The sequence below is a fragment of the Dyella telluris genome (genome assembly GCF_014297575.1).
GTDB classification, from domain to species: domain Bacteria; phylum Pseudomonadota; class Gammaproteobacteria; order Xanthomonadales; family Rhodanobacteraceae; genus Dyella; species Dyella telluris.
In genome coordinates this window covers 2,396,926-2,422,833 of the sequence record NZ_CP060412.1, presented here as the reverse complement: position 1 = coordinate 2,422,833, position 25,908 = coordinate 2,396,926, and the positions used below count along the sequence as shown (strand labels likewise).

Below are 25,908 nucleotides of genomic sequence, written 5' to 3'. Positions count from 1 at the left end.
TTCTCCGACTTTCCCGAGGAACGTGCATGCGCAGTGACCTGATCAAGACCGGCCCCGACCGTGCCCCGGCGCGCGCCATGCTGCGCGCCACCGGCCTGGACGATGCCGCCATCGCCAAGCCGCTGGTGGCGGTGGTGCACACGTGGTCCAACGTGAGCCCGTGCAACCTCAACCTGCGTGAGCTGGCCGAGCACGTCGCCGAAGGCATCCGTGCCGCCGGCGGCACGCCCATCGAGTTCAACACCATCGCGGTGACCGACGGCATCGCCATGGGTACGCCCGGCATGCGCGCTTCGCTGATCAGCCGCGAGGTGATCACCGACTCCATTGAGCTGGCCGTCGACGGCCATTGCCTGGATGCCATGGTGGTGCTGTGCGGCTGCGACAAGACCATCCCTGCCGCGGCGATGGCGATGGCCCGCCTGAACATCCCCAGCGTTGCGCTGTACGGCGGCACCATCGCCCACGGCACGCACGATAACCACCCCATCACCATCCAGCAGGTGTTCGAAGCGGTCGGCGCGCATGGCGCGGGCAAGATCGACGATGCCGAGCTGACGTCGGTGGAGCGTGACGCCTGCCCGGGCGCCGGCGCCTGCGGTGGCCAGTTCACCGCCAACACCATGGCGATGGTGCTGACCACGCTGGGCCTGTCGCCGATGGGCTTCAACGACATTCCCGCCACGCATCCGGCCAAGACGGCCGCCGCGCGTCGCTGCGGCGAGCTGGTGATGGATTGCCTGCGCGAGAACCGCACGCCGCGCGAATTCCTCACCGAAGACGCGTTCCGCAACGCCACGCGCATGGTCGCCGCCACCGCCGGTTCCACCAATGCCGTGCTGCACCTGCTGGCCATCGCTCGCGAAGCCGGTACGCGCTGGACGCTGGAAGACTTCGAACCCGCCTCCAAGCACACGCCGGTGATCGCCGACCTGCTGCCGGGCGGCCGCTACACCGCCGTGGAGATGTTCGGCGCCGGCGGCGCCGCACGCGTGGCGCAGGAGTTGATCGGCGCCGGCATGCTGGTGGATGCACCCACCGTTACCGGCCGCAGCCTGTTCGAGGAAGCCGCCGCCGCACCGCACGCCGAAACGCAGGACGTGGTGCATCCGGTCACCCAGCCGCTGAAGCCGCGTGGAGGCTATTCCATCCTGTACGGCAACCTCGCACCGGAAGGCTGCATCCTCAAGCTCGCCGGCAAGGGCGCGAATCACTTCGAAGGCCGCGCACGCGTCTTCGAGAGCGAGGAGCAGGCCTTTGCCGCCGTGCAGGGCGGCACCATCGAGAAGGGTGACGTCATCGTCATCCGTAACGAAGGTCCGGCCGGCGGCCCGGGCATGCGCGAAATGCTCGGCGTGACGGCCGCCCTGATCGGCCGCGGGCTGGGCGACGACGTTGCCCTGATCACCGACGGCCGTTTCTCCGGCGCCACCCACGGCTACATGGTGGGCCATATCGCACCGGAAGCCGCGCGTGGCGGCCCTATCGCGCTGCTGCGCGAAGGCGACCGCATCCGCATCGACGCCGACACGCGCGAGATCAGCACCACCGCCGACCTCGCCTCGCGTCGCGCCAGCTGGCAGCCGCCGGCACCCAAGGTCACGCGCGGCGCGCTGGCCAAGTACGTCTCGCTGGTGGGTTCCGCCTCCGATGGCGCCACCACGCAACCCATTGCAGCACGCAGTCCATCCGCTTCTTCCGCTTCCAACACACACGTCAACGAAGACACGACCGCAGGAGTCACCGCATGAGCAGCAGCAATACCAACGACACGCTGGCCAAGGCCCGCATCGCCGTCCTCGGCTACGGCAGCCAGGGCCGCGCCCACGCCCTCAACCTGCGCGACTCCGGTCTCGACGTCGTGGTCGGCCTGCGCAAGAACGGACCCTCGTGGGAAAAGGCCCGTGCCGAAGGCTTCAACGTGGCCGAGCCGGGTGACGCGGTGAAAGACGCCGACCTGGTCGCCGTGCTGACCCCGGACATGGTGCAGCCGGCGCTGTACAAGGAAAGCATCGAGCCGAACATCAAGCCGGGTGCCGCGCTGTTGTTCGCGCACGGCTTCAACGTGCACTTCAAGCAGATCGACCCGCGCAAGGACATCGACGTGATCCTGGTGGCCCCGAAGGGTCCGGGCGCGCTGGTGCGTCGCGAGTACGAAATTGGCCGTGGCGTGCCCAGCATCTGGGCGATCCACCAGGACGTCAGCGGCAACGCCGAAGCCAAGGCCAAGGCCTATGCCGATGGCATTGGCGGCGGTCGCGCCCTGCTGATCAAGACCGACTTCAAGGAAGAGACCGAAACGGATCTGTTCGGCGAACAGGCCGTGCTGTGCGGCGGCGCCAGCTCGCTGGTGCAGGCCGGTTTCGAGACGCTGGTGGAAGCCGGCTACCAGCCGGAAATCGCCTATTACGAAGTGCTGCACGAACTGAAGCTGATCGTGGACCTGTTCTACGAAGGCGGCATCAGCCGCATGCTGGAGTTCGTCTCCGAAACCGCGCAGTACGGCGACTACGTCAGCGGTCCGCGCGTGATCGACGCCGGCACCAAGGCGCGCATGAAGGACGTGCTGAAGGATATCCAGGACGGCACTTTTGCCAAGAACTGGATCGCCGAGCACAAGGCTGGCCTGCCGAACTACCAGAAGTTCAAGCAGGCTGACCTTGAGCATCCGATCGAGAAGGTCGGTGCGCAGTTGCGCGCGCGCATGCCGTGGCTGCAGGCCAATGCGCCCAAGCCGGCGGCCGAGCCGCTCAAGAAGGTGGGCTGATTCGCCTTTTTGCTCGTCATTCCCGCGTAGGCGGGAATCCAGTGACTTATGGGTTGATGCAAGAACACAAGGGCACTGGATCCCCGCCTGCGCGGGGATGACGACACGGAGAGATTTTCGCAATACCAAATGCTTTTTGTTCGACTTATGAGGGGTGCCTATCCCGCACGCATTCCCCCTCCCTGTCCCTCCCCTGACATGCAGGGGAGGGAGTTTTTCCAACCGAATTCGAACCGCCGACCCGTCGGCGAGCTGGGAACCCCGACCACCGTGAACATGCCACTGCAACGCCCCTTCGCAGAGCACGAGATATCCGCGCCGATGGCGAGCCATCCGCTTGCCGGCCAGAACATGAGCGGTGCGGAAGTGGTGGTACAGGTATTGGCCGATGAAGGCGTGGACGTGCTGTTCGGCTATTCGGGCGGCGCGATCCTGCCGGTGTACGACGCCGTGTTCCGATACAACGCCACGCACCTCTCGCCGCTGGGCGGCGAACCCATGCCACTGATCGTGCCCGCGAACGAACAGGGCGCAGGTTTCATGGCGGCCGGCTATGCGCGCGCCTCGGGCAAGGTGGGCGTGGCCATCGTCACCTCTGGCCCGGGTGCCACCAACATGGTGACGCCGGTGCGCGATGCGATGTCCGACTCGGTGCCGATGGTGGTGATCTGCGGCCAGGTGCCCACGGGCGCGCTGGGCAGCGATGCCTTCCAGGAAGCGCCGGTCAGCAACATCATGAGCCCCTGCGCCAAGCATGTGTTCCTGCTGACCGATGCATCGCGGCTGGAGGAAACGCTGCGCACGGCCTTCGAGATCGCCCGCAGCGGCCGTCCCGGCCCGGTGGTGGTGGATATCCCCAAGGATGTGCAGAACACGCCGCTCACTTTCGCCGGCGAAGGTACCCTGCCGATTCCCGGCTATCGCGCACGCCAGCACGCCATCCAGAATGCACGCGTGGACGACGCGCAATGCGAGGCCTTCTTCGCGGCGCTGGCCAAGGCGAAGCGTCCGCTGATCTACGCCGGTGGCGGCATCATTGCCGGCGAGGCATCGGCCACGCTGCGTGCCTTTGTCCGCCAGTTCGGCCTGCCGGTGACCACCACGCTCATGGGCATCGGCGCGATGGACACCACCGATCCGCTGGCGCTGCACATGCTGGGCATGCACGGCACGGCGTATGCCAACTACGCCGTGGAAGACTGCGATTTCCTGCTGGCACTGGGTGCGCGCTTCGACGACCGCGTGGCCAGCGTGCCGGATCGCTTCGCGCCCAATGCGCGCTACATCGCGCAGATCGACATCGACCCAGCCGAAATCGGCAAGGTGAAGTCGGTGGACTGGCATCACCACGGCGACCTCGACGCCACGCTGTCGCGCCTGCACCAGTATGGCGTGCGCCATGGCCTGGAGTTTGCCGCGGAAGGTCGCTACGCGAACTGGCACGCGCATATCGCCCAGCTCAAGCAGATCCATGCGCTGAACTACGATCGCGACAGCGCGCTGATCCAGCCGCAGGCGGTGATTCAGGCGATCAACCAGCATACGCAGGGTCGCGCCATCATCAGCACCGGCGTGGGCCAGCACCAGATGTGGTCCGCGCAGTATTTCGATTTCCGCGAACCGCGCCACTGGCTCACCTCTGGCTCGATGGGCACGATGGGCTTTGGCCTGCCTGCCGCCATCGGCGCGCAGTTCGCGCGGCGCGACGCCGTGGTCATCGATATCGACGGTGACGCCAGCATCCGCATGAACCTGGGCGAGCTGGAAACCGTCACCACCTACGGCCTGCCGGTGAAGGTGGTGGTGCTCAACAACATCGGCGACGGCATGGTGCGCCAGTGGCAGAAGCTGTTCTTCCGCGGCCGCTTTGCCTCGTCGGACAAGAGCCTGCACAAGAAAGACTTCATCAAGGCCGCACAGGCTGACGGGTTCGAGTGGGCAAAGCGGCTCGAGGACAAGGCAGAGCTGGCGGACACCATTGCCGATTTCCTCGCCTTCGATGGCCCCGCCTTCCTGGAAGTGATGATCGACCCGGATGCCGGCGTATACCCGATGGTCGGGCCCGGTGCGACGTATGCGCAGATGATCACGGGCGACTTCATTCCCTCGCGCGTGGCGCCGGCGGTGACTGAGGATTCCAAGAGCGACATGTTCTAGAACCGTGCCCCTGACCGGGAACGACAAAGAGATCGTCATTCCCGCGAAGGCGGGAATCCAGCGTCTTCAGGCCTTTGCGCAGACCCGCAAAGGCACTGGATTCCCGCCTGCGCGGGAATGACGGATAGGAAGGGTTACGGAGCTGCCATGAAACACACGCTTTCCATCCTGCTGCAGAATGAATCGGGCGCACTGATGCGCGTGGCCGGGCTGTTTGCCGCGCGCCACTGCAACATCGACTCGCTCACCGTCGCCACCACGCAAGACCCTGCCGTGTCGCAGCTCACGCTGGTGATGCACGGCGCGGACGACACGGTGGAGCAGATCATCAAGCAGACCCGCAAGCTGGTGGACGTGATCGAGGTCAGCCACCCCGTCGCCACCCCATGAATGCGCTGGCTGCTCCCGTCGACACCATACCCGGGCTGAGCGAGCACGAACTGCTGCGGCAGACCGTGGGCGCACGCGTCTATGACGTAGCACGCGAAACGGCGCTGGAGCCTTCAGCGCTGTTGTCCGCGCGACTGGGCCAGCGCGTTCTGCTGAAGCGCGAAGACCAGCAACCGGTGTTCTCGTTCAAGCTGCGCGGCGCCTACAACCGCATGTCGCAGCTGGATGAAGCACAGCGCGCGCGCGGTGTCATTGCCGCCTCCGCCGGCAACCATGCGCAGGGCGTGGCATTGGCTGCGGCACGACTGGGCATACGCGCCGTGATCGTGATGCCGGTGACCGCCCCGCAAGTGAAGGTGGACGCGGTGCGACGCTTCGGCGGCGCCCTGGTCGAGGTGGTGCTTGCGGGCGACTCCTACAGCGACGCCCAGGCCGCGGCGGCGCGCCTGCAGGCCGAACACGGTTACACCTTCGTGCATCCCTTCGACGACGCCGCCGTGATCGCCGGCCAGGCAACCGTCGGCATGGAAGTGCTGCGACAGCATCCGGGGCCGCTGCACGCCATCTTCGTGCCGGTCGGCGGCGGTGGGTTGCTTGCCGGCGTGGCCGGCTACGTGAAGGCGCTGCGTCCCGACGTGAAAGTGATTGGCGTGCAGACCTGCGATTCCGATGCGATGGTGCAATCGCTGCAGGCCGGTGCGCCGGTCACGCTGCCGGAAGTGGGGCTGTTTGCCGACGGCACCGCAGTGAAGCGTGTGGGCGACCTGACCTTCGAACTGTGCCAGCGCTATGTGGACGACATGGTGCGGGTGGATACCGACGCCATCTGCGCGGCGATCCGCGATGTATTCCAGGACACGCGCAGCGTGCCCGAGCCGGCCGGCGCGCTGGCGCTGGCGGGCCTGAAGCAGTATGTGGCAACGCACGGTGTCTCCGAGCACCCGATGGTGGCCATCGTGTCGGGCGCCAACCTCAACTTTGATCGTCTGCGCTTCGTCGCCGAACGTGCGGAAGTGGGCGAACAACGCGAAGCGGTGTTCGCCGTCACCATTCCTGAAGAACGCGGCAGCTTCCGCCGCTTCTGCGCCGCGCTCGACCAGCGCAGCATCACCGAGTTCAACTACCGCATCGGCAATGCCAGCGAGGCGCACATCTTCGTGGGCGTACAGACCACGCATCGCGAGGAGCGCCAGACGCTGATCGATGCGTTCCGCGCGCACGGCTTCGGCGTGCTCGACCTGACCGACGACGAACTGGCCAAGTTGCACCTGCGCCACATGATCGGCGGTAGTTCACCGCTGGCCCGTGACGAACTGCTCTATCGCTTCGAATTCCCGGAGCGGCCGGGCGCACTCACGCGTTTCCTGAGCCACATGCATCCGGACTGGAACATCAGCCTGTTCCATTACCGCAACCAGGGCGCCGACTACGGGCGCATCCTGGTGGGCATCCAGGTGCCGCAGGACGAGCGTGCGTTGTTCCAGGCCTTCCTGGACTCACTTGGCTATCCGTTCCGCGACGAAAGCGAGAATCCGGCGTACCGCCTGCTCTTGCGATAGCTCTTCGTAGCCCGGATGAAGCGCCGCGAGAATCCGGGGCAATCGTGCGATACCGATCAACCCGATCGACTAGCAACATCAGGCCAGCCCGGATGCCGAGGCAACCTGATCCCGGATTCCGCCTTTGGCTTCATCCGGGCTACGGCACTGCTCGCCACCTGAGCCATCGCAGGACGTAGCCCGGATGAAGCGCAGCGAGAATCCGGGGCAACCGTGCGATACCGATCAACCCGATCGAGAGGCAACATCGGGCCAGCCCTGCCGCCGCCGCAACCTGATCCCGGATTCCGCCTTTGGCTTCATCCGGGCTACGGTACTGCTCGCCGCCTGAGCCATCGCAGGACGTAGCCCGGATGAAGCGCAGCGAGAATCCGGGGCAACCGTGCGATACCGATCAAGCTAATCGAGTAGCAACATCAGGCCGGCCCGAATACCGAGGCAACCTGATCCCGGATTCCGCCTTTGGCTTCATCCGGGATACCAGAACGTTCAGGCCGCTTCGCCCACCACTTCCAGCTCGAACACGTGGTTGTCGTAATCACTGAAGTACAGCGCCGTATCGTCGCGGGCCATCTGGTAATCCAGCGCCAGTTCGTCCATGCGACGCGCGCATTCGAGCTGCTCGTCCTTCGTCACCGCGAACGCGATGTGATCGCCGTTGCGCGAAGCGGGTCCATGACCGCGGATCAGCGCGAACTCGATCCCGGCCAGCGCAAGGATGACCTCCGGATGGGCGTCATCCGGGTTTTCCCCGCTCAGGACACGCGCATCGCTGAACACGTCGGTGAGCAGGCGCGCGGTGCGGGTGGGATGGCTGACGATCAGGGCGAGGTGGCTCAGGGCTTTGGGCATGGGCGTGGTCCGGCGCGGAAGACCGGAGTGTAGGCCGCTTCATGACGCCCTTGCGACAGCGTGGGCCATGCAAACCGGCACCCCGTCACGCCACTGCCACAGGTGGGGCAGGCTAAACTTGGGAAATGGCTCCCACATCACGCAAGCGCCAGAAGCGCAATCTGCCGACCACGAATACACCGCGCCCGCGCCCCGGCGCGTCGCCCGGTACCGGGCGCCAGGCGCAGCCAGCGGACAGCTCCAGCCGCGCCACGCGCGTACTGGACTGGCTGCTGCAGAGGTTGCCGGCGCCGTATCGCACCAAGGCGCGCGACTACCTGGTGCTGACCCGCATGGACCGCCCCATCGGCGCCCTGCTCCTGCTCTGGCCTACGTGGTGGGCGCTGTGGCTGGCCGCCGCGGATTTCCCGCCGGTAAAGCTGCTGGTGATCTTCACCCTGGGCGTGTTCTCCATGCGCGCCGCCGGCTGCGCCATCAACGACTTCGCTGACCGCAAGCTGGACCCACAGGTGGAACGCACGGCCGGCCGGCCCATCGCGGCAGGCCGGGTGACGCCGCGCAAGGCGCTGGTCGTGTTCGCCAGCCTGCTGGTGTTCTCGTTCATCCTGGTGCTGTTCACCAACAAGTTCACCGTGCAGCTGTCGTTTGCCGGCGCTGCGCTGGCCGCGGTGTACCCGTTCACCAAGCGCTACACGCATCTGCCGCAGGTGGTGCTGGGCGCGGCGTTTGGCTGGTCGATCCCGATGGCTTTCGCCGCGGTGATGAACACGGTACCCCCCATCGGCTGGCTGCTGTTCATCGCCAACATCATCTGGTCGGTGGTGTATGACACCGAATACGCCATGGTGGACCGTGAGGACGACATCAAGGCCGGGGCCAAGTCCACGGCGATCCTGTTTGGCGATGCGGACCTGCCGATCCTGGCCATCCTGATGGCCACCTTCCTGCTGGCCATGCTGTTCGTGGGCCAGCGCGCCACGCTGGGCTGGCCATACTGGCTGAGCCTGCTGGCCTCTGCCGGCCTGTTCGGCTGGCAGCTGTGGCGCATCCGCACGCACGATCGCGCGGCCTGCCTGTGGGCCTTCCGCAACAACAACTGGCTGGGCATGGCGCTGTGGATCGGCATCGTGATGGCGCTGGCGTTCCGGTAAGAACCGGCCCGCCCTTGTAGGGGCGCACTTGTGCGCAATCGCAGGTTTCACGCACCAGTAACGTCACAACGCTGCGGTCGCGCACAAGTGCGCTCCTGCACGCGTTAGCGACGCTTTCTGAAAATGTCCTCCGTTACCTTGTCGAATCCCGCCCGGGTCGTTCGTCGACTGCATGAGAGCCGCCCAGGGGCGGTCCCTTCATGCCACCCGAGGGAGTGACGACAATGCGATTCGTAGCCATGGTCCGGGCCACCCGGGCCTCTGAAGCCGGCGAGATGCCGAGCGAAAAACTGCTGACCGACATGGCCCGGTTCAATGAGGAACTGGTGAAGGCAGGCGTGTTGCTGGCCGGCGAGGGCCTGCACCCCAGCACACATGGCGCACGGGTACGCTACGAGGGCGACAAGCGCAGCGTCATCGACGGTCCCTTCGCGGAAACCAAGGAGCTGATCGCCGGCTTCTGGCTGCTGCAGGTCGCCTCGCTGGAGGAAGCCGTCGAATGGATGAAACGCTGCCCCAACCCGTTTGAGGAAGGTGCCTCGGAAGTCGAGATCCGTCGGGTGTTCGAAGCGGAGGATTTCGGCGAGGCATTCACGCCCGAACTGCGCGCACAGGAAGACCGTATGCGCGCGCAGCTGGCCGATGGCCGCTAACCCCACGGAGACACCGCCATGATGGTTCAGCCCTATCTGTTCTTCGATGGCCGTTGTGAAGAAGCACTGGCCTTCTACGGCAAGGCCGTGGGCGCCCAGGTGCAGCACCTGGTGCGCTTCAGGGACAACCCCGAGCAACCGGGTGATCAGGCCGCAGGCCCGCGCCCGCCGCAGGGCGACAAGATCATGCATGCCTCGTTCAAGGTGGGCGAGACACTGGTAAACGCTTCGGACGGCGAGTGCGGCGGTCACGCCGAGTTCCGCGGGTTTTCGCTGGTGCTCTGCGTGAAGGACGACGCCGAAGCCACGCTGCGCTTCAACGCGCTGCTGGAAGATGGCGGGCACGCCAGCATGCCGCTGTCCAAAACGTTCTTCGCCTCCAGCTTCGGCATGCTTGCCGATCGCTACGGGGTGCAATGGATGGTGATGTCACCGCCCTGACCGGGGCGCGTGAACTTGCACCCGCACCGGCATGGTGCTGTGATCGGCGGCCATGACGGCCACCGACATCCACCGCACCATCGACGCCGTCTGGCGCATCGAAGCGCCACGGCTCATCGCCGGGCTTGCCCGCATCGTCCGCGACGTGGGCGTGGCCGAGGAGCTCGCGCAGGACGCGCTGGTGACGGCGCTGGAGCAATGGCCGAGTACCGGCGTGCCGCGCAACCCCGGGGCCTGGCTGATGACCACGGCCAAGCACCGCGCCATCGACCAGATGCGACGCCACGCGCTGCATCGCCGCAAGGAAGGCGAACTGACGCGCGAGATCGAGGATCAGCTCGGACAATCCGTGGGAGATCCGGATGCCATGCTCGACAATCCGGTCGGTGACGATCTGCTCAGCCTGATATTCACGGCGTGCCATCCGCTGCTGTCCACCGAAGCGCGCGTGGCGCTGACCCTGCGCCTGCTCGGCGGACTGACCACCACGGAAATCGCGCGCGCCTTTTTGGTACCCGAACCCACGGTGGCGCAGCGCATCGTGCGTGCCAAGCGCACCCTCAGCGAAGCCAACGTGCCGTTCGAGATGCCACGTGGCGACGAACTCGCCGTACGGCTCGCGTCCGTACTGGAAGTGGTTTACCTGATCTTCAACGAAGGGTACGCCGCCACCTCGGGCAGCGACTGGATGCGACCACAGCTTTGCGAGGAAGCCCTGCGCCTGGGTCGCGTGCTGGCCGGACTCGCGCCGATGGAGGCGGAGGTGCACGGCCTGGTGGCGTTGATGGAGATCCAGGCCTCGCGCATGGCTGCCCGGCAGGGCCCGAACGGCGAACCCATCCTGCTCAACGACCAGAACCGCGCCCGCTGGGATCAGTTGCTGATACGCCGCGGCCTGGCCGCACTGCAACGTGCGCAAGCACTGGGCGGCAGCGAACGACCGTACACGCTTCAGGCATCCATCGCAGCCTGCCATGCGCGCGCCCGCGCACCGGATGAAACCGACTGGGCGCAGATTGCCGCGCTGTACGACACGCTGGCGCGCTGCATGCCATCGCCGGTGGTCGCGCTCAACCGCGCGGTGGCGCACGCACAGGCGTTTGGCCCGGAAGTGGGGCTTTCGCTGGTGGACGCGCTGCGCGACGAACCGCTGCTGCGCCACTACCACCTGTTGCCCAGCGTGCGAGGTGACCTGCTGCGCCGCCTGGGACGACACGGTGAAGCACGTGAGGAGTTCGAGCGGGCCGCGTCGCTCACACGCAACGAGCGCGAGCGCGAACTGCTGTTGCAACGCGCCGCCGCCAGCGGCGCCGCCTGAGCCATCGCCGAACGTAGCCCGGATGAAGCGCAGCGGGAATCCGGGACCACCGTGCGATACCGATCAACCCGATCGAGAGGCAACATCGGGCCAGCCCTGCCGCCGCCGCAACCTGATCCCGGATTTCGCCTTTGGCTTCATCCGGGCTACGCGCGCTGCTCTCTGCCTGGGCCATCGCAGAACGTAGCCCGGATGAAGCACAGCGGGAATCCGGGACAACCGTGCGATACCGATCAACCCGATCGAGAGGCAACATCGGGCCAGCCCTGGCGCCGCCGCAACCTGACCCCGGATTCCGCCTTCGGCTCCATCCGGGCTACGGGCGCTGCTCGCTGCCTGGACCATCGCAGAACGTAGCCCGGATGAAGCACAGCGGGAATCCGGGACAACCGTGCGATACCGATCAAGCCGATCGAGAGGCAACATCGGGCCAGCCCTGGCGCCGCCGCAACCTGACCCCGGATTCCGCCTTCGGCTCCATCCGGGCTACGGGCGCTGCTCGCTGCCTGGACCATCGCAGAACGTAGCCCGGATGAAGCACAGCGGGAATCCGGGACAACCGTGCGATACCGATCAAGCCGATCGAGAGGCAACATCGGGCCAACCCTGCCGCCGCCGCAACCTGATCCCGGATTCCGCCTTCGGCTCCATCCGGGCTACGCGCGCTGCTCGCTGCCTGGGCCATCGCAGAACGTAGCCCGGATGAAGCGCAGCGAGAATCCGGGACAACCGTGCGATACCGATCAGCCCGATCGAGAGGCAACATCGGGCCAGCCCCGCCGCCGCAACCTGATCCCGGATTTCGCCTTCGGCTTCATCCGGGCTACGGGCGCTGCTCGCTGCCTGGGCCATCGCAGAACGTAGCCCGGATGAAGCGCAGCGGGAATCCGGGACAACCGTGCGATAGCGATCAAACCGATCGAGAGGCAACATCGGGCCAGCCCTGGCGCCGCCGCAACCTGACCCCGGATTCCGCCTTTGGCTTCATCCGGGCTACAGCACGTGTCACCTCTTGCGTAACCGATTGTCGCGATAAGCATCCAGGCTGGGCACTGCGCCATACATGTCTTCGACGAAGGCATTGCGCTCATGCCACATCACTTCCATGTCCCACAGGCAGAACGAATAGCGGGACATGTCTTCGACCCAGCCTGAGGCATCTTCCGCCGCCACCGCGATGAACATCTCGTTGTCGTTGCCCCACCAGCCAAGCACCAGATAGCGCGCCCTGGCCGCTTCGTGGCAGATGGCAAAGGCGGGAGTGTCGCCCCATGCCATGCGACGCGCCTGCTTCATGGCCTGCAGGCGCGGCCGGAAGCGCGCGATATCCACGGCTTTGCCATCGGCGGAGATGGTGTAGACCTTGATGCCGTCGGCGTCGGTATCCGCGGGAAGGCTCTCGATGTGGCGGGGTCGGTACATGGGCGGGTCTTCCTTTCCAGCGCAGACGTGGGTCATGCGGTGCGGCGGCGCGTCACGGTTTTGGATTGCACCACAGGCGGTCAGCCGTTTAAATGGCCCGTCCCGACGGCCCGCCGGGCCCAACGCAAGCCACTCGGGCAGCCGCATCGATCATCGCTTTCGCATCGAACCGCTGTTCCCCTATCCGTCCGTCGTGAAGGAGCAAGGCATGGAGCGTTCGTATCACGCATCGAGCAGCGTGCTTGCCGATGACACCGCCGTGGCCCGGCCATCGGCGCCGACCTTTGTATCGCAGCAGTTTCTGGCGATCAGCATGATGACGCTGGGTGTGCTCGGCCTGGTGTATGGCGACGTCGCCATGGTGTGGCAGCACCTGCCCATCGAACACATGCCGGGAGCGAGGGCGATTGCCTATGGGTTCGCCCTGATCGAGCTGATCGCCGGCATCGGCCTGCTGTTGCGCCCATGGGCGAAGGCGGCAGCAGCACTGCTCACCGTGTTCCTGCTGGCGTGGGCTGTGTTGCTCAAGTTGCCGGCGGTGATTGCCGTGCCGTCGATGGAGGCGACGTGGCTGGGCCTGGGCGAGATCACGGTGATCCTGGCGGGCGCCTGGGTGCTGTTCGCCAGCCAGATGGGCGAGCGCGGCGACTGGCTGGGCCACGTGACCGGACAGCGCGGCGTACGCGCAGCACGCGTGCTTTTCGCACTGTCGCTGCCGATGATCGGCCTCTCGCATTTCTTCTATACGAAACAGACGGTGGAACTGGTGCCGTCATGGCTGCCCTTCCCCAGCGCCTGGGCGTATCTCACCGGCGCGGGCAGCATCGCCACGTGCGTGGCGGTGCTGTTCGGCATCGTTCCGCGGCTGGCGTGTCGACTTGAGGCGCTGATGCTGTGGATCATCACGCTACTGGTGTGGGCGCCTGCCATCATCTCGACGAGCGGAGACCGCCTGCCGATCACGGCACTGACGATCTCCGCCGCCATCGCGTGTGGTGCGTGGGTGGTGGCCGATTCGTATCGGGGAACCGATTACTTGCCGCCTGCCTCGTAACCGTGCACCGCATCGAGCACGCGCGCGGAGTAGACCAGGGCCGCGCCCGCGTTCATCGCCACGGCCACGCCGAGTGCTTCGGCAATTTCGTCATGTGACGCACCCTGCTTGAGGGCTTCGGCCGTATGCACGGTGATGCAGCCATCGCAGCGCGTGGTAACGGCTACCGCTAGTGAGATGAGCTCGCGCGTCTTCGCATCCAGATGACCGTTCTTGCTGTTGGCATTGGATAGCGTCTGGTAACCCGCGACGGTATCGGGGCTGAGCTTGGCCATCTCGCCGATGCGGCCAAGCAGTTCTTTGCGGTAGTCGGGCCAGTTCAACATGGGGCGTCTCCTGGGAAGGTGCGGTCACGCCTCCCCTGCCACAGGCGCGATAGCGCGGATGCTGCGCTTCGCGGCCGGCCCCGGGAATACCACGATGGTTTGATGCCCGCCGGCCCGCGTCTTGCAGGGGCCTAACCGACTCAGGCCTTGCTGGCCGGTGCGCGGGCCAGCGCCCAGACATCCACGCGCTGCACGCCTGCACGCTTGAGCACGCGGGCACATTCGGCCAGCGTGGCGCCGGTGGTCATCACGTCATCGAGCAGGGCGACGTGGGCAGGCCAGGCCACGCGTTCATTCGCCACGAAGCAACCCCGTACATTGCGACGCCGCTGCAGTGCGCCCAGCTCGGTCTGAGCCGCGGTGGCGCGCTGGCGAGCCAGCCCGTCGAGTCGCAGACCAGGCCCCAGCTGCCTCGCCAGCGGGCGGGCCAGCTCCAGCGCCTGGTTGTAGCCGCGCTGGCGCAGGCGCCCCACGTGCAGCGGCACCGGCAGGATCCAATCCGGCAACGCCACGGGCGATGGCTCACGCAGCCACAACGCGGTGAGCACGCGACCTGCCGCCAGATTCGCACTGAACTTGAAGCGGGATTCGAGCCGGTCCAGCGGCCAGGCGTAACGGAACGGCACCCAGGCGGCATCCCACGGTGGTGGCCGCCGCTGGCACTGGCCACACAGCGCCGCCGGTTCCGGCAGGGGCAAGGCGCAACGGGCGCAGCAGAGGCGATTGCGCGGCAACTCCCGCGCGCACTCCCCGCACAGGTCCAGGCCGTTGTCGCCCGCCGCCCCGCACAGCAGGCAGCGATAGGGAAGGACGAAGCGTTGCAGCGCGCCCGCAAGGGAGCGCCCTAAGGCGAGCGCTTCCATGCGTGGCGCGGGTCAGGCCTTGGGCTTGAACAACGCCGCGTCCAGGATGGACCACAGGTGGATGATCCAGCCCAGCCAGACGATCCACAGGATGGCCGCCAGCACGAACATCACCAGCGCGATCCAGAACCGGCCCTGCACCAGCTGGCCCAGGCCAGGGATGAAGAAGCTACAGATGGCGGCCAGCACATTGCCCCCGCTGCCTTGTCCTGCACTCATGCCGACCACTCCCTCCCGAAGAATGACCCGATGGTAGCGGCAGCCATACGTCGGCGCATCGTCAACCTCATCAATTCATTCAAAGTTGACAAGAAAGACCGCGCTGCCACACTGTCGACCATTCCCCCTCCCCAGAGCTGACGCCATGGCCCATCCCATCCGCCACGACTGGACGCGCGCCGAAGTCACCGCGCTGTTCGCGCTGCCGTTCAACGAGCTGCTGCACCGTGCCCATTCGGTGCATCGCGAACACCACGATCCGAACGCGGTGCAGGTGTCGACCCTGCTCTCCATCAAGACCGGCGGCTGCCCGGAAGACTGCGCCTACTGCCCGCAAGCGGCGCGCTATGACACCGGCGTGCAGGCGCAGAAGCTGATGAGCGTGGAAGCCGTGCTGGCCCGCGCCAAGGCGGCCAAGGATGCCGGCGCCAGCCGATTCTGCATGGGTGCCGCCTGGCGCAGCCCCAAGGATCGCGACGTGGCCAAGGTCGCCGAGATCGTCAGTGCAGTGAAGGGCCTGGGCCTGGAAACCTGCGCCACGCTGGGCATGCTCAGCGGCGAACAGGCACTGACCCTGAAGAGCGCGGGCCTGGACTACTACAACCACAACCTGGATACCGCGCCGGAGTTCTACGGCGAGATCATCCACACGCGCCAGTACCAGGACCGCCTGGACACGCTGGAACACGTGCGCGAAGCGGGCCTGAAGACCTGCTGCGGCGGCATCGTGGGCATGGGCGAAACGCGCGACCAGCGCGCCGGCCTGCTGCAGACCCTGGCCAACCTGCCGGAACACCCCGAGTCGGTGCCGATCAACCAGCTGGTGCAGGTGGAAGGCACGCCGCTCAACGGTACCGAGGCCATCGACCCGTTCGACTTCGTGCGCACCATTGCCGTGGCGCGCATCCTGATGCCGGCCTCCATGGTGCGCCTCTCCGCCGGCCGCCAGCAGATGGACGACGCCGTGCAGGCGCTGTGCTTCTTCGCCGGCGCCAACTCCATCTTCTACGGCGAAAAGCTGCTGACCACGGGCAACCCGGACGTGGAACACGACCGCCAGCTGTTCAAGCGCCTCAACCTGCATGCGCTGGAAGTGGTGGAAACGTCGGGCACGGTGCATGCGGACATCGTGGAGCATTGCGCGGCCTGAGGGCTGCCAACGCGCCGCCCATACCTTGTGGGAGCGCACCCTGTGCGCGATCGCGCAGTCGCATCGTTCCTCCGTCGGCGATCGTTGCAGACATAGCCGATCGCTCCGTACCCGTCGCACACAGGGTGCGCTCCCGCAGGAAAAGAAGGTGATCGCACACCATGCGCACTGACCTCCTCACCCGCCTCGCCGCGCACGCGCAACAGCGCGAACAGGACGGCCTGCGCCGCCGCCTGCAGACGGTGACGAACGCCAACGGCATGTGGGTGGAGCGCGGCCGTCGCCGCCTGCTTTCTTTCTGCAGCAATGACTACCTCGGCCTTGCGCAGCATCCGGATCTGGTCGATGCACTCAAGCGCGCCGCCGACAGCGACGGGGTCGGCAGCGGTTCCGCCCACCTGATCTGCGGGCATCGTTCCGCGCATGCGGCGCTGGAAGAAGCGCTGGCCGAATGGACCGGTCGCGAGCGTGCCCTGCTGTTTTCCACGGGTTACATGGCCAACCTCGGCACCCTGCAGGCACTGCTGCAACGCGATGACGTGTGCGTGCAGGACAAGCTCAACCACGCCTGCCTGATCGATGGCGCGCAACTGGCCGGCGCCGAACTGAAGCGCTATCCGCACGCGGACGTGGCGGGCGCCGCGCGCCAGCTCACCGCGCGTCCCGACGCCGCCGCGTTGCTGGCCACCGACGGCGTATTCAGCATGGATGGCGATATCGCGCCGCTGCGCGAACTGGCCGCGCTGTGCCTGCGCGAGGCGGCGACTCTGATGGTCGATGATGCGCACGGCCTGGGCGTGCTCGGTCCGCAGGGCGAAGGCAGCGTGATCGATGCCGGCCTTTCGCAGGGCGACGTGCCCGTGCTGATGGCCACGCTGGGTAAGGCGCTGGGCTGCAGCGGTGCCTTCGTGGCCGGCTCGGCCGCCCTGATCGACGGGCTGGTGCAGTCGGCCCGCACCTATATCTATACGACGGCCATGCCGCCGGCCCTCGCTGCCGCCACGCTGGCTGCCGTACGGCTGGCCCGCACCGAAAACTGGCGCCGCGAGAAGCTCCATGCGCTGATCAGCCGGTTCCGCGCCGGTGCTGCCCAGCTCGGCCTGCCCTTGATGCCCTCGCCTACCGCCATCCAGCCCCTGCTGCTGGGCGACGCACGGGCAGCGCTGGCGGCGGCCGAGGCGCTGGAGGGCGAAGGCTTTCTGGTCACCGCCATCCGCCCTCCCACCGTGCCACAGGGCAAGGCACGCCTTCGCATCACCCTGTCCGCCGCCCACGAGGAAGGGGACGTGGACCGCCTGCTGGACGCCCTTTCCCGGGCGCCCCTGGGCCCCCACGTATAATGGCCGCTCTGCCGTACCCCATCCCCCTCATGCCGATCCTCAATCTCTCCGCCTATCGCTTCGTCAGCCTGGACGACCTTCCCGAGCTGCGTGAGCGCATCCTCGAACGCTGCGAGGCGCTGGCGCTCAAGGGCACCATCCTGCTGGCGCCCGAAGGCATCAACCTGTTCCTGGCCGGTCCGCGCGAGCCCATCGATGCGTTCATGGACTGGCTGCGCACGGACCACCGTTTCGCCGGACTGGAGCCGAAGGAGTCGATCTCCGACGCCGTGCCGTTCGGCCGGATGCGCGTGCGCCTGAAGAAAGAGATCATCACCATGCGCATGCCGACCGTGCGGCCCGAAGGCGGCCGCGCGCCGTCGGTGGCACCGGTGACGCTGCAGCGCTGGCTGGCGCAGGGCCACGACGATGACGGTCGCGACGTGGTGCTGCTGGATACGCGCAACGACTACGAAACCGACGTGGGGCTGTTCCACAACGCGGTGGACTACCGCATCGCCAGCTTCACCGAGTTCCCTGCCGCCATCGCCGCCGACCGCGCGCGCTACGAGAACAAGACCGTGGTGTCGTACTGCACCGGCGGTATCCGCTGCGAGAAAGCCGTGCTGCATATGCAAGACATCGGCATGGATCACGTGTACCAGCTGGAAGGCGGCATCCTGAAGTACTTCGAGGAAACCGACGGCACGCATTGGAACGGCGATTGTTTCGTGTTCGATGAACGTGGCGCAGTGGACAAGGGCCTGGCGCCTTCACTTCTCCCTCTCCCCGCTGGGGAGAGGGCCGGGGTGAGGGCACCGTCTTGCGAAGAGCCGACACGTGGTAACGCCATCGCGAGTACCCACCCCTCACCCCAACCCTCTCCCCAAAGGGGAGAGGGAGCAAAAAGCGAATGAATCTCCACATCGAAACGCACGGCCACGGCGAGATACCCGTGGTGATCCTCCACGGCTGGGCCATGCACGGCGGCATGATGGAACCGCTGTGCGAGGTGCTGGCCGACCGCTGCACCCTGCACGTGGTGGATCTGCCTGGCCACGGCTACTCGCGTGACAGCACGCTGCCGCTGGAGCCTTCCGCCTGCGCCGAAGCCATTGCGCGCATGACACCGGCAGCGATCTGGATCGGGTGGTCACTGGGCGGCCTGATCGCCATGACCGGCGCGATGGAACTTCCGCATCACGTGCGTGGCCTGGGCGTCATCGACGGCACGCCGAAATTCTCTCGCGGCGAGGACTGGCCGCATGGCAGCGATCCCAAGCTGGTACGCCAGCTCGCCACCGACCTGGAAACCGACTACCACGGCACGCTGGAGCGCTTCATTGCGCTGGAAGCCATGGGCAGCCGCGACCCGATGGCCGAGGTACGCCATCTGCGCAACCTGATCTTCCAGCGTGGCGAGCCAAACCTGCGCGTGCTGCAGGAAGGCATCCGCATCCTCGAAACCGCCGACCGCCGCGCCGGGCTCGCCAACCTCGCCGTGCCCAGCGCGTGGATCGTGGGCCATCGCGACCGCATCGTGCCGCCGGCCGCCATGGCATGGTCGGCCGAACAGTCGCGCGGCAGCTACGCGGAAATCGCGCACGCCGGCCACGCGCCGTTCTTTGGTTACGCGGGTGATGTCGCTAACGCGCTGGCACCCGTGCTGGACAGCTTCCGATGACCGACTCGCATTTCGACCGCCAGCAGGTGCGCCGCAACTTCGGCCGCGCCGCGCATACCTATGAACAGCACGATGCGCTTCAGCGCGAAGTGCAGACCCTGCTGCTCGATCGCCTTGGCTTCTATCTGGAAACTCCCGAGCGCGTGGTCGACGTGGGCGCGGGTACTGGGCGCGGCACGGCGTTGCTGCGCAAGCGTTATCCCAAGGCACAGGTGATCGCGATGGACATGGCCTTGCCCATGCTGCGCACCGCCAAGAAGAACATCAGCTGGCTGAAGCCGTTCCAGCGCGTGTGCGCCGAAGCCACCTCGCTGCCCCTGCCCGACCATAGCGTGGACGTTCTGCACTCGAACCTCTGCTTCCAGTGGATCGACGACTTGCCGGCCCTGTTCGGTGAATGCGTGCGCGTGCTCAAGCCCGGCGGCCTGCTGGTGTACTCCACCTTCGGCCCCGACACGCTGAAGGAACTGCGCGCCGCCTGGGCCGAAGCCGACCAGCAGCCGCACGTGAGCCGCTTCCTGGACATGCATGATCTGGGCGACGCGATGATCAGCGCCGGCCTGCGCGACCCCGTGCTGGACGTGGATCGCTACACGCTCACCTACAGCGAACCGCGCATGCTGCTCAAGGAACTGCAGGGGCTGGGAGCGACCAATGCGGATCGCGAACGCGAACGGCATCTGCTGGGTAAGCAGCACTATCGCCGCATGCTCGCAGCCTACGACGCGATGCGCGTGGACGGCCGCATTCCCGCGACATGGGAAGTGGTGACGGCGCATGCCTGGGGTCCGCCGCCGGGACAGTCGCGCCGCTTGGCGGGTGGCGGCGAGATGGCGAGCTTTTCCATCGACAGCCTGCGCGGATCGCGCCGGCGCTGACGCCGGTATCTGCCAAAAGGGACATTCGCTTCCGGATGCCCCTTGGCTAAAGTGTCCCGCGCCGCGGATACGTTCCGCGGCCATGCCGTGGCGGACCCTGGGGGGGCCGCATCACGGCATCACACTGAAACAGGGGAAAAACGTGAAGATGAATCGGCTTGCCCTTCTGGGCATGATGCTTGTCGTGTCCGGCTGCTCGACGATGACGCCCGCGCGCTATTCGGTGTCCGTCGACAACGACATGATTCTCAAGAATTACCAGGGCAAGACCCTGCAGGTGGCCTCGCTGGAAGCACCGGCCACGTACGACGCCAACTGCCGCCTGATGGGACCGATCAAGGCCTCCGACGGCGCGACCATTCCGCAGTTCGTACAGAAAGCCTTCAACGATGAGTTCAAGCTCGCCGGCGTCTACGGCGAGAGCAATGCCGTGCTTACCGGTCGCATGGACAAGATCGCCTTTTCGTCCAGCGCCGGCCTCACCAGCGGCTGGTGGGATCTTTCGTTGACGCTGAACTCCAACAACGGCAAGTCGCTTTCCGTGGAGAACAAGTACGACTTCAAGAGCGGCTTCGACGCCATCACCGCATGCAACCAGACGGCCCAGGCACTTGGCCCCGCCGTGCAGGACCTGATCAAGAAGGCTGTGTCCGATCCGCGCTTCAAGGAACTGATGAACTGAGCGGCGCCGCTGGCGCATATCGACGGGGAAGCCTCTGGCCTCCCCGTCGAAACGTCAGACCTGTTTGTAGCGGAAGCAGCTCACCGTGTGGTCATTGACCATGCCGGTTGCCTGCATGAAGGCGTAGCAGATGGTGGTGCCGACGAAGCGGAAGCCGCGCTTCTTGAGGTCCTTGCTCATACGGTCGGACACCGGCGTGCTTGCCGGCACGTCGCCCTGTCCCGTCCACTTATTGCGGATGGGCTTGCCGTCGACGAAGGACCACAGGTAACGATCCAGGCTGCCGAACTCGTCGATGACCTTGAGCGCGGCGATGCCGTTGTCGCGTGTGGAGTAGACCTTGAGGCGATTGCGCACGATGCCCGGATCGAGCAAGGCTTTCTCCAGCTCGCGATCTTTCATGGCGGCGACGCGGGCAATGTCGAAGTCGTGGAACACGCGCCGGTAGTGCTCGCGCTTGAGCAGGATGGTGCGCCATGACAAACCGGCCTGGGCACCTTCCAGACACAGGAACTCGAACAGCATCCGGTCATCGTGCAGCGGCGTGCCCCACTCGGTGTCGTGGTAGTCGTGCATGTCAGCGCTGTTGCCCCAGGGGCAACGCTGCTTGGGGTTCTTCGATGCCATCACGACGTCCTTCTCGGGCATGGGAATCAAGGGCGATCGCGGTGCCAAAGCGATGATCGCGCGCCGGATTGTCTTGCAAGTTTTCTGGAAGGCCACGACGCTATCCCACCCATGGGTGCGGAACAAGGGCAGCGCCGCCGCACGCATCCCATCCACTACGCCCGGGCCCCATGAACACGACCCACTCATCGCGCGACGCCACGGCAGCGCTGCTGATCACCATCCTGATCTGGGCCTACAGCTGGGTGGTGATGAAACAGGTACTCACGCACGCGGGGCCGTTCGACTTCGCGGCGATCCGTTACGTACTCGGTGCGCTCGTGCTGTTCGGCGCGCTGGTGGTGCTTCGCCAGCCGCTGCGCCCACCGCCGCTCCTGCCCACCATCGGCATTGGCCTGTGCCAGACCACCGCGTTCCAGGGGCTGGGCCAGTGGGCACTGGTGAATGGCGGCGCCGGCCGCGTGGCGCTACTGGCCTACACCATGCCCTTCTGGGCCGTGTTGCTGGCCTGGCTGATCCTGGATGAGCGACTGACGCCTCGCCGCTGGCTTGGCCTGGGCCTGGCTGCCATCGGGCTGGTGTGCATCATCGAACCCTGGCACGGGCTGGGCAATGTCGGCAGCACTTTGCTTGCGATTGGTGCCGGCGGCGCATGGGCCATGGGCACCGTGCTGAGCAAGCGGGTATTCCTGCGCCACGCCCCCAAGCCACTCAACCTGACCGCCTGGCAGATGTTGTTCGGCGCCCTCGCGCTGGTGGTGATCGCCCTATGCGTGCCGCAACGCCAGATCGACTGGAGCTGGGGATTCATCGGCGGCCTTGCCTACAGCGTGGTCATGGCCTCCAGCATCGCCTGGGGCTTGTGGCTGATCGTGCTGCATCGCCTGCCCACCGCCGTGGCCAGTGTCGCCAGCCTTGGCGTGCCCGTGGTGAGCGTGCTGCTGGCGTGGGTGATCCTGCATGAGCAGCCCACGGCGATGGAGCTGGTGGGTATCGTGTTTATCCTGGCGGGGTTGGTAGCGGTGAGTGGGATTGGATCGCGGGCTGGGCGGGCGAAGGCCGGTTGAGGTTCGCGCGCCGGTGCTGTGGGTTGTGAATCCGGCGGCTCGGGCTGGTCTGTTGATGTGGTCGGGATGGCCGGCGACTCGACGGTGGACTCGGTAAGGTAGGCGTGTTTCCAAGTGATGTCGGTACGCAAATCTCTTCCCGCCTCTTCCACTCGTCACTCCTGTAAAGCCCTCTCAAAGGGTGCGGGTGCTCGCCTCACCGCTTCATTCTTTGGCCGTCACCCCTGCGTAGGCAGGGGTCCAGTGACTTTGCTTTGGGCCTTCGGGTTCTATTGATATCGCGATCTGGCTCGCCTGCCGCGGGCTTCCGACCTCCTGCCGGAGGCCGGGTTACTTTTCTTTGCTTGCCCAAAGAAAAGTAACCAAAAGAAAGGGGCACCCCATCGCGGCGCTGGCCGATAGAGCCGGCCAGTCCGTGAGGGTCGGCCGGGCTTTTCGACAGGACGTCCCTGTCCTGTCGAAAAGGGATCGGCATCCTTGCCGATCCCCCTGCGGGCCTGTCGTCCGCCCCTCACCGCCGCTCAACGGGTCGGTAGATCAAAAGCATCGAACCGACGGCTCGTGCAGCTGTGCTGCACATCGCATCGCGCTGCAATGGCATATCGCGTGCCGGCTTGGCTTGTCTGTAGGAGCGCACCCTGTGCGCGACCACCTGACGGAGCGGTATCGACATGACGCTGCGGTCGCGCACAAGGTGCGCTCCTACAGGGGGTGTCTCGCACCGTGTGAAGCCCGTTTCTTTCTCGCCTCAGTGCTCACCCCAGTCCTCTCCCGAACGGGAGAGGACGAGCGACAGGGGATGTTCAACGTGAACACCCGAGTGGCAAGGAAGGATGTGCCTCGTGAGGCACGACGCTCCGCGTTAAGTCCTCTGCGCTTCGGCGCGTTGCGAAGCGCATCGAGGTATCCGCTGTGTAGAGGCGGAGGTTGCCAAGCAACAACGTTCCTCAGCCGTTCGGGCTTATCTCACCGGAATGCTGCCAGCTTTTAAGGCCATTTTCTTTGGGTTACTTTTCTTTTGGGCCAGCAAAAGAAAAGTGACTCGGCCTCCGGCAGGAGGTCGAAACGCCTCCGCGGCGTAAGCGGCAACCTGGCGCCTGCGTGAGCACCGAAGGCCGAGAGCAAAGGCACTGGATTCCCGCATTCGCGGGAATGACGGTCAAAAGAATGAAGCGGTGGGGTAGTAACAGACCACCGTGGCTATGGATCCCGGCCTGCGCCGGGATGACGGCTAAAGCATGCAGCGGTGAGGCAAGTCTCCAACCCTCTCCCTATTGGACAGAGAGAGCAAAGCGCGAATCACCAGGGCAACGCCTCGATATCCACATTCCCCCCACTAAGCACCAACCCAACCCTTTTCCCCGCAAACCGCTCCGGCCGCTTCAACACCGCCGCCAGCACCGTGGCACTCGACGTCTCCACCACGATCTTCAACTCATTCCACAGCAACTTCATCGCCACGATGACTTCCTCATCGCTCACCGTGGTCACCTCGACGCGATGCAAGCGCAACGCATTAAAGTTCGTCTCGCCGATCAGGGTGCGCAATCCATCACAGATGGTGTCCGGCACGAACGGCCCCACGCGTGCGCCAGCCGCCAGCGAGCGCGCGGCATCGTCCGCACCGATCGGTTCGGCGCCATGGATAAGCAGCTGCGGTGCCACGCCATGCACGGCGATGCTGGTGCCTGCGATCAACCCGCCACCGCCGATTGGTGTCACCACGATATCGACGCCGCCGGTCTGCTCCAGCAGTTCCAGCGCTGCCGTGCCCTGCCCGGCCATCACGCGGGTATCGGAGAACGGGTGCACCAACTCCGCGCCGGTGGCGCGCTGGACTTCATCGGCCTTGGCCTCGCGTGCCGCCTGCGTTGCCTCGCAGCGATGCAGGATGGCGCCGGCGCGTTCGATGGCGAGCAGCTTGGTGCGCACGGCGCCCTCCGGCACGATCACGTGGGCGGGAATGCCACGCGTCGCCGCGGCCATGGCCAGGGCGTTGCCGTGATTGCCGGAAGAATGCGTGACCACGCCACGTGCGGCCTGCTCATCGTCCATCGACCACACGGCGTTGCAGGCACCGCGGAACTTGAACGCGCCGCCGCGCTGCAGGTTCTCGCACTTGAAATGGAGGTCTGCGCCCGTGAGCGCGTTGAGCACGGCACTGCGAAGTACTGGCGTGACGACGGCATACGGTGAGATGCGTGCGGCAGCTTCCTGCACCTGCGCAAAGGTGGGCAATGCGGCGCGATTGAAGGTGGTGCTCATGGGCTTTCGATCTCCACGCCACAGGTATATCGCCGCTCGGCACCGGGCTCGAGACGGATGGCATCCGCACAATCGGGGCGATTGAAGGCATCAGCCCAGCTTTCCATCGGCTCCAGCGCCACCGAGCGGCGCACGTCGCGCGTCACGGTATCGGCGGTGAAGGCGAGCATCACGCCGGAGGTTTGCCACATGGCCAGGGTCAGGCCGGAGTCGGGATCGCGCAGGCGCGTGCGGGCGCGCCCATCGGTATCCACGCGAAGGTCGGCGTACGCATGATTGAGTTCACGCGGCCCGATCGGCTGCATCTGGCGGAAATCCAGCTCCGGCGCCAGCTCCAGCGGGGCAAGGGCGCCTTCGCCGGCAATGGGAATAAAGCCTTCGTCGGTGCGCACCACGGAGTCGGCGGGAATCTGCAGCTCCCATCCCTCGATCGGTGAGTCCGATAGACGGAAGTACGGGTGCCAGCCAAAGAAGCACGGTGCAGCGTGGTCACCCACGTTGCGCATGACGGCTTCCAGCGTGATGCCGCTGGCATCGAGAACGTAGGTGACGTCCAGGTCGATGGCAAACGGATATCCGGCATGCGCGCCGGGCCGGATTGCCTTCGTGGCGAAGGTGACGCGTGCGCTCTGGTCATCGGCGACAAGTTCCGTCACGTCGAATTCGACACCGCGCACGAAGCCGTGGCGCGCGGCGCGCGAGCTGCCTTCGATGCCCGGCTGCAGGTCGTACGGTTCGTTGTCGAAGGTATAGCGGGCGTCGGCAATGCGGTTGGCGAAGGGCACCATGATGGCGAAGCGCGAGCTGGGGCGGGTATCGAGCTCACCGGCGTCGCGATAGCCGTCGGCGACGTCCCTGACCCCTTGCGGGGTGGGCACTTCCAGGCTGACCAGGGTGGCACCGCGTCGCGCGATGCGTACGCACCGGCCTCGCGCCGTATCGGTCAGCACCACAATGCCGTGCTCGCCAAGCTGTCCGCGTTCCGCAAGAAACTCTGCCATTGCCTTGTCCTGCAGGGAAAGGCCCGCATGTTAGCCTGACTCACCTGTTTCCGTAGTTCCGGC

Annotated in this window: 25 protein-coding genes; 17 read left to right on the top strand and 8 right to left on the bottom strand. The window is 66.0% G+C overall.

Translation table 11 applies throughout. The features are described from left to right. Positions 1-26: 26 nt before the first annotated feature. The 5 genes from ilvD to ilvA all read left to right on the top strand — a co-directional run bounded on the left by ilvD (position 27) and on the right by ilvA (position 6,873). Positions 27-1,751 (top strand): dihydroxy-acid dehydratase, encoded by a 1,725-nt coding sequence (ilvD, locus tag H8F01_RS10870; RefSeq protein WP_187059031.1) that lies wholly within the window; start codon positions 27-29, stop codon positions 1,749-1,751. Further along, positions 1,748-2,767 (top strand): ketol-acid reductoisomerase, encoded by a 1,020-nt coding sequence (ilvC, locus tag H8F01_RS10865; protein WP_187059030.1) that lies wholly within the window; start codon positions 1,748-1,750, stop codon positions 2,765-2,767. The genes ilvD and ilvC overlap by 4 nt, the downstream gene beginning before the upstream one ends. Before the next feature lie 276 nt (positions 2,768-3,043). Beyond that, entirely contained in the window at positions 3,044-4,924 is a 1,881-nt protein-coding gene (gene ilvB / locus H8F01_RS10860) for a biosynthetic-type acetolactate synthase large subunit (protein ID WP_238481251.1), read from the top strand. A 147-nt stretch (positions 4,925-5,071) separates the two neighbouring features. Next, positions 5,072-5,314, top strand: a complete 243-nt coding sequence (ilvN, locus tag H8F01_RS10855) for an acetolactate synthase small subunit (protein WP_187059029.1) — start codon at positions 5,072-5,074, stop codon at positions 5,312-5,314. Beyond that, entirely contained in the window at positions 5,311-6,873 is a 1,563-nt protein-coding gene (gene ilvA, locus H8F01_RS10850) for a threonine ammonia-lyase, biosynthetic (protein WP_187059028.1), read from the top strand. The genes ilvN and ilvA overlap by 4 nt, the downstream gene beginning before the upstream one ends. A gap of 489 nt (positions 6,874-7,362) precedes the next feature. Here the strand turns inward: ilvA and H8F01_RS10845 are convergent, their stop codons facing one another. Further along, entirely contained in the window at positions 7,363-7,725 is a 363-nt protein-coding gene (locus H8F01_RS10845) for a VOC family protein (RefSeq protein WP_187059027.1), read from the bottom strand. Positions 7,726-7,850: 125 nt separating this feature from the next. Here H8F01_RS10845 and ubiA point away from each other — a divergent pair, with 125 nt between their 5' ends. The 4 genes from ubiA (at position 7,851) to H8F01_RS10825 (ending at position 11,288) form a co-directional block, all read left to right on the top strand. Continuing rightward, on the top strand, positions 7,851-8,876 hold the full coding sequence (ubiA, locus tag H8F01_RS10840; protein ID WP_238481218.1) for a 4-hydroxybenzoate octaprenyltransferase: 1,026 nt from the start codon (positions 7,851-7,853) through the stop codon (positions 8,874-8,876). Positions 8,877-9,100: 224 nt separating this feature from the next. After that, positions 9,101-9,529: a YciI family protein gene (locus H8F01_RS10835; RefSeq protein ID WP_187059026.1), complete on the top strand. Its 429-nt coding sequence runs from the start codon at positions 9,101-9,103 to the stop codon at positions 9,527-9,529. Between the two features lie 18 nt (positions 9,530-9,547). Further along, the gene (locus tag H8F01_RS10830; RefSeq protein WP_187059025.1) at positions 9,548-9,970 is read left to right on the top strand and encodes a VOC family protein; all 423 of its coding nucleotides are present in this window, start codon (positions 9,548-9,550) and stop codon (positions 9,968-9,970) included. A gap of 52 nt (positions 9,971-10,022) precedes the next feature. Next, on the top strand, positions 10,023-11,288 hold the full coding sequence (locus tag H8F01_RS10825) for an RNA polymerase sigma factor (RefSeq protein ID WP_187059024.1): 1,266 nt from the start codon (positions 10,023-10,025) through the stop codon (positions 11,286-11,288). A gap of 1,005 nt (positions 11,289-12,293) precedes the next feature. On the opposite strand, the gene H8F01_RS10820 is transcribed toward H8F01_RS10825, so the two are convergent. After that, positions 12,294-12,710: a hypothetical protein gene (locus H8F01_RS10820; protein ID WP_187059023.1), complete on the bottom strand. Its 417-nt coding sequence runs from the start codon at positions 12,708-12,710 to the stop codon at positions 12,294-12,296. Between the two features lie 208 nt (positions 12,711-12,918). Here H8F01_RS10820 and H8F01_RS10815 point away from each other — a divergent pair, with 208 nt between their 5' ends. Further along, positions 12,919-13,764 (top strand): DoxX family protein, encoded by an 846-nt coding sequence (locus H8F01_RS10815; protein WP_187059022.1) that lies wholly within the window; start codon positions 12,919-12,921, stop codon positions 13,762-13,764. Here H8F01_RS10815 and H8F01_RS10810 read toward each other — a convergent pair. The 3 genes from H8F01_RS10810 to H8F01_RS10800 all read right to left on the bottom strand — a co-directional run bounded on the left by H8F01_RS10810 (position 13,743) and on the right by H8F01_RS10800 (position 15,172). After that, positions 13,743-14,090: a carboxymuconolactone decarboxylase family protein gene (locus tag H8F01_RS10810; RefSeq protein ID WP_187059021.1), complete on the bottom strand. Its 348-nt coding sequence runs from the start codon at positions 14,088-14,090 to the stop codon at positions 13,743-13,745. The genes H8F01_RS10815 and H8F01_RS10810 overlap by 22 nt on opposite strands. A gap of 140 nt (positions 14,091-14,230) precedes the next feature. Then, a complete protein-coding gene (locus H8F01_RS10805) occupies positions 14,231-14,953 on the bottom strand; it encodes a ComF family protein (RefSeq protein ID WP_187059020.1) in 723 nt (240 codons plus the stop codon). Between the two features lie 12 nt (positions 14,954-14,965). Further along, a complete protein-coding gene (locus tag H8F01_RS10800; RefSeq protein WP_187059019.1) occupies positions 14,966-15,172 on the bottom strand; it encodes a hypothetical protein in 207 nt (68 codons plus the stop codon). 145 nt (positions 15,173-15,317) lie between these two features. On the opposite strand from H8F01_RS10800, the gene bioB reads away from it, so the two are divergent. The 6 genes from bioB to H8F01_RS10770 all read left to right on the top strand — a co-directional run bounded on the left by bioB (position 15,318) and on the right by H8F01_RS10770 (position 20,885). Further along, on the top strand, positions 15,318-16,322 hold the full coding sequence (bioB, locus tag H8F01_RS10795) for a biotin synthase BioB (protein WP_187059018.1): 1,005 nt from the start codon (positions 15,318-15,320) through the stop codon (positions 16,320-16,322). Positions 16,323-16,483: 161 nt separating this feature from the next. Then, on the top strand, positions 16,484-17,662 hold the full coding sequence (bioF, locus tag H8F01_RS10790; protein WP_187059017.1) for an 8-amino-7-oxononanoate synthase: 1,179 nt from the start codon (positions 16,484-16,486) through the stop codon (positions 17,660-17,662). A 29-nt stretch (positions 17,663-17,691) separates the two neighbouring features. Beyond that, positions 17,692-18,558, top strand: coding sequence for a sulfurtransferase (locus H8F01_RS10785; RefSeq protein WP_187059016.1), 867 nt, complete (start codon positions 17,692-17,694; stop codon positions 18,556-18,558). After that, on the top strand, positions 18,555-19,325 hold the full coding sequence (bioH, locus tag H8F01_RS10780) for a pimeloyl-ACP methyl ester esterase BioH (protein WP_187059015.1): 771 nt from the start codon (positions 18,555-18,557) through the stop codon (positions 19,323-19,325). Before H8F01_RS10785 ends, bioH begins: the two co-directional genes overlap by 4 nt. Beyond that, the gene (bioC, locus tag H8F01_RS10775) at positions 19,322-20,203 is read left to right on the top strand and encodes a malonyl-ACP O-methyltransferase BioC (RefSeq protein ID WP_187059014.1); all 882 of its coding nucleotides are present in this window, start codon (positions 19,322-19,324) and stop codon (positions 20,201-20,203) included. Before bioH ends, bioC begins: the two co-directional genes overlap by 4 nt. 148 nt (positions 20,204-20,351) lie before the next feature. Continuing rightward, positions 20,352-20,885 carry a hypothetical protein gene (locus tag H8F01_RS10770; protein ID WP_187059013.1) on the top strand — a complete coding sequence of 178 codons (534 nt, stop codon included), beginning with the start codon at positions 20,352-20,354 and terminating at the stop codon, positions 20,883-20,885. 54 nt (positions 20,886-20,939) lie between these two features. On the opposite strand, the gene H8F01_RS10765 is transcribed toward H8F01_RS10770, so the two are convergent. Next, positions 20,940-21,512 (bottom strand): DNA-3-methyladenine glycosylase I, encoded by a 573-nt coding sequence (locus H8F01_RS10765; RefSeq protein ID WP_187059012.1) that lies wholly within the window; start codon positions 21,510-21,512, stop codon positions 20,940-20,942. Between the two features lie 170 nt (positions 21,513-21,682). Between H8F01_RS10765 and H8F01_RS10760 the strand changes: the two genes are divergently transcribed. Further along, a complete protein-coding gene (locus H8F01_RS10760; protein ID WP_187059011.1) occupies positions 21,683-22,579 on the top strand; it encodes a DMT family transporter in 897 nt (298 codons plus the stop codon). 1,299 nt (positions 22,580-23,878) lie between these two features. Here H8F01_RS10760 and H8F01_RS10755 read toward each other — a convergent pair. Both H8F01_RS10755 and H8F01_RS10750 read right to left on the bottom strand, forming a co-directional pair. Next, positions 23,879-24,844 (bottom strand): pyridoxal-phosphate dependent enzyme, encoded by a 966-nt coding sequence (locus tag H8F01_RS10755; RefSeq protein WP_187059010.1) that lies wholly within the window; start codon positions 24,842-24,844, stop codon positions 23,879-23,881. Continuing rightward, on the bottom strand, positions 24,841-25,845 hold the full coding sequence (locus tag H8F01_RS10750; RefSeq protein ID WP_187059009.1) for an aldose 1-epimerase: 1,005 nt from the start codon (positions 25,843-25,845) through the stop codon (positions 24,841-24,843). Before H8F01_RS10750 ends, H8F01_RS10755 begins: the two co-directional genes overlap by 4 nt. Positions 25,846-25,908 lie beyond the last annotated feature (63 nt).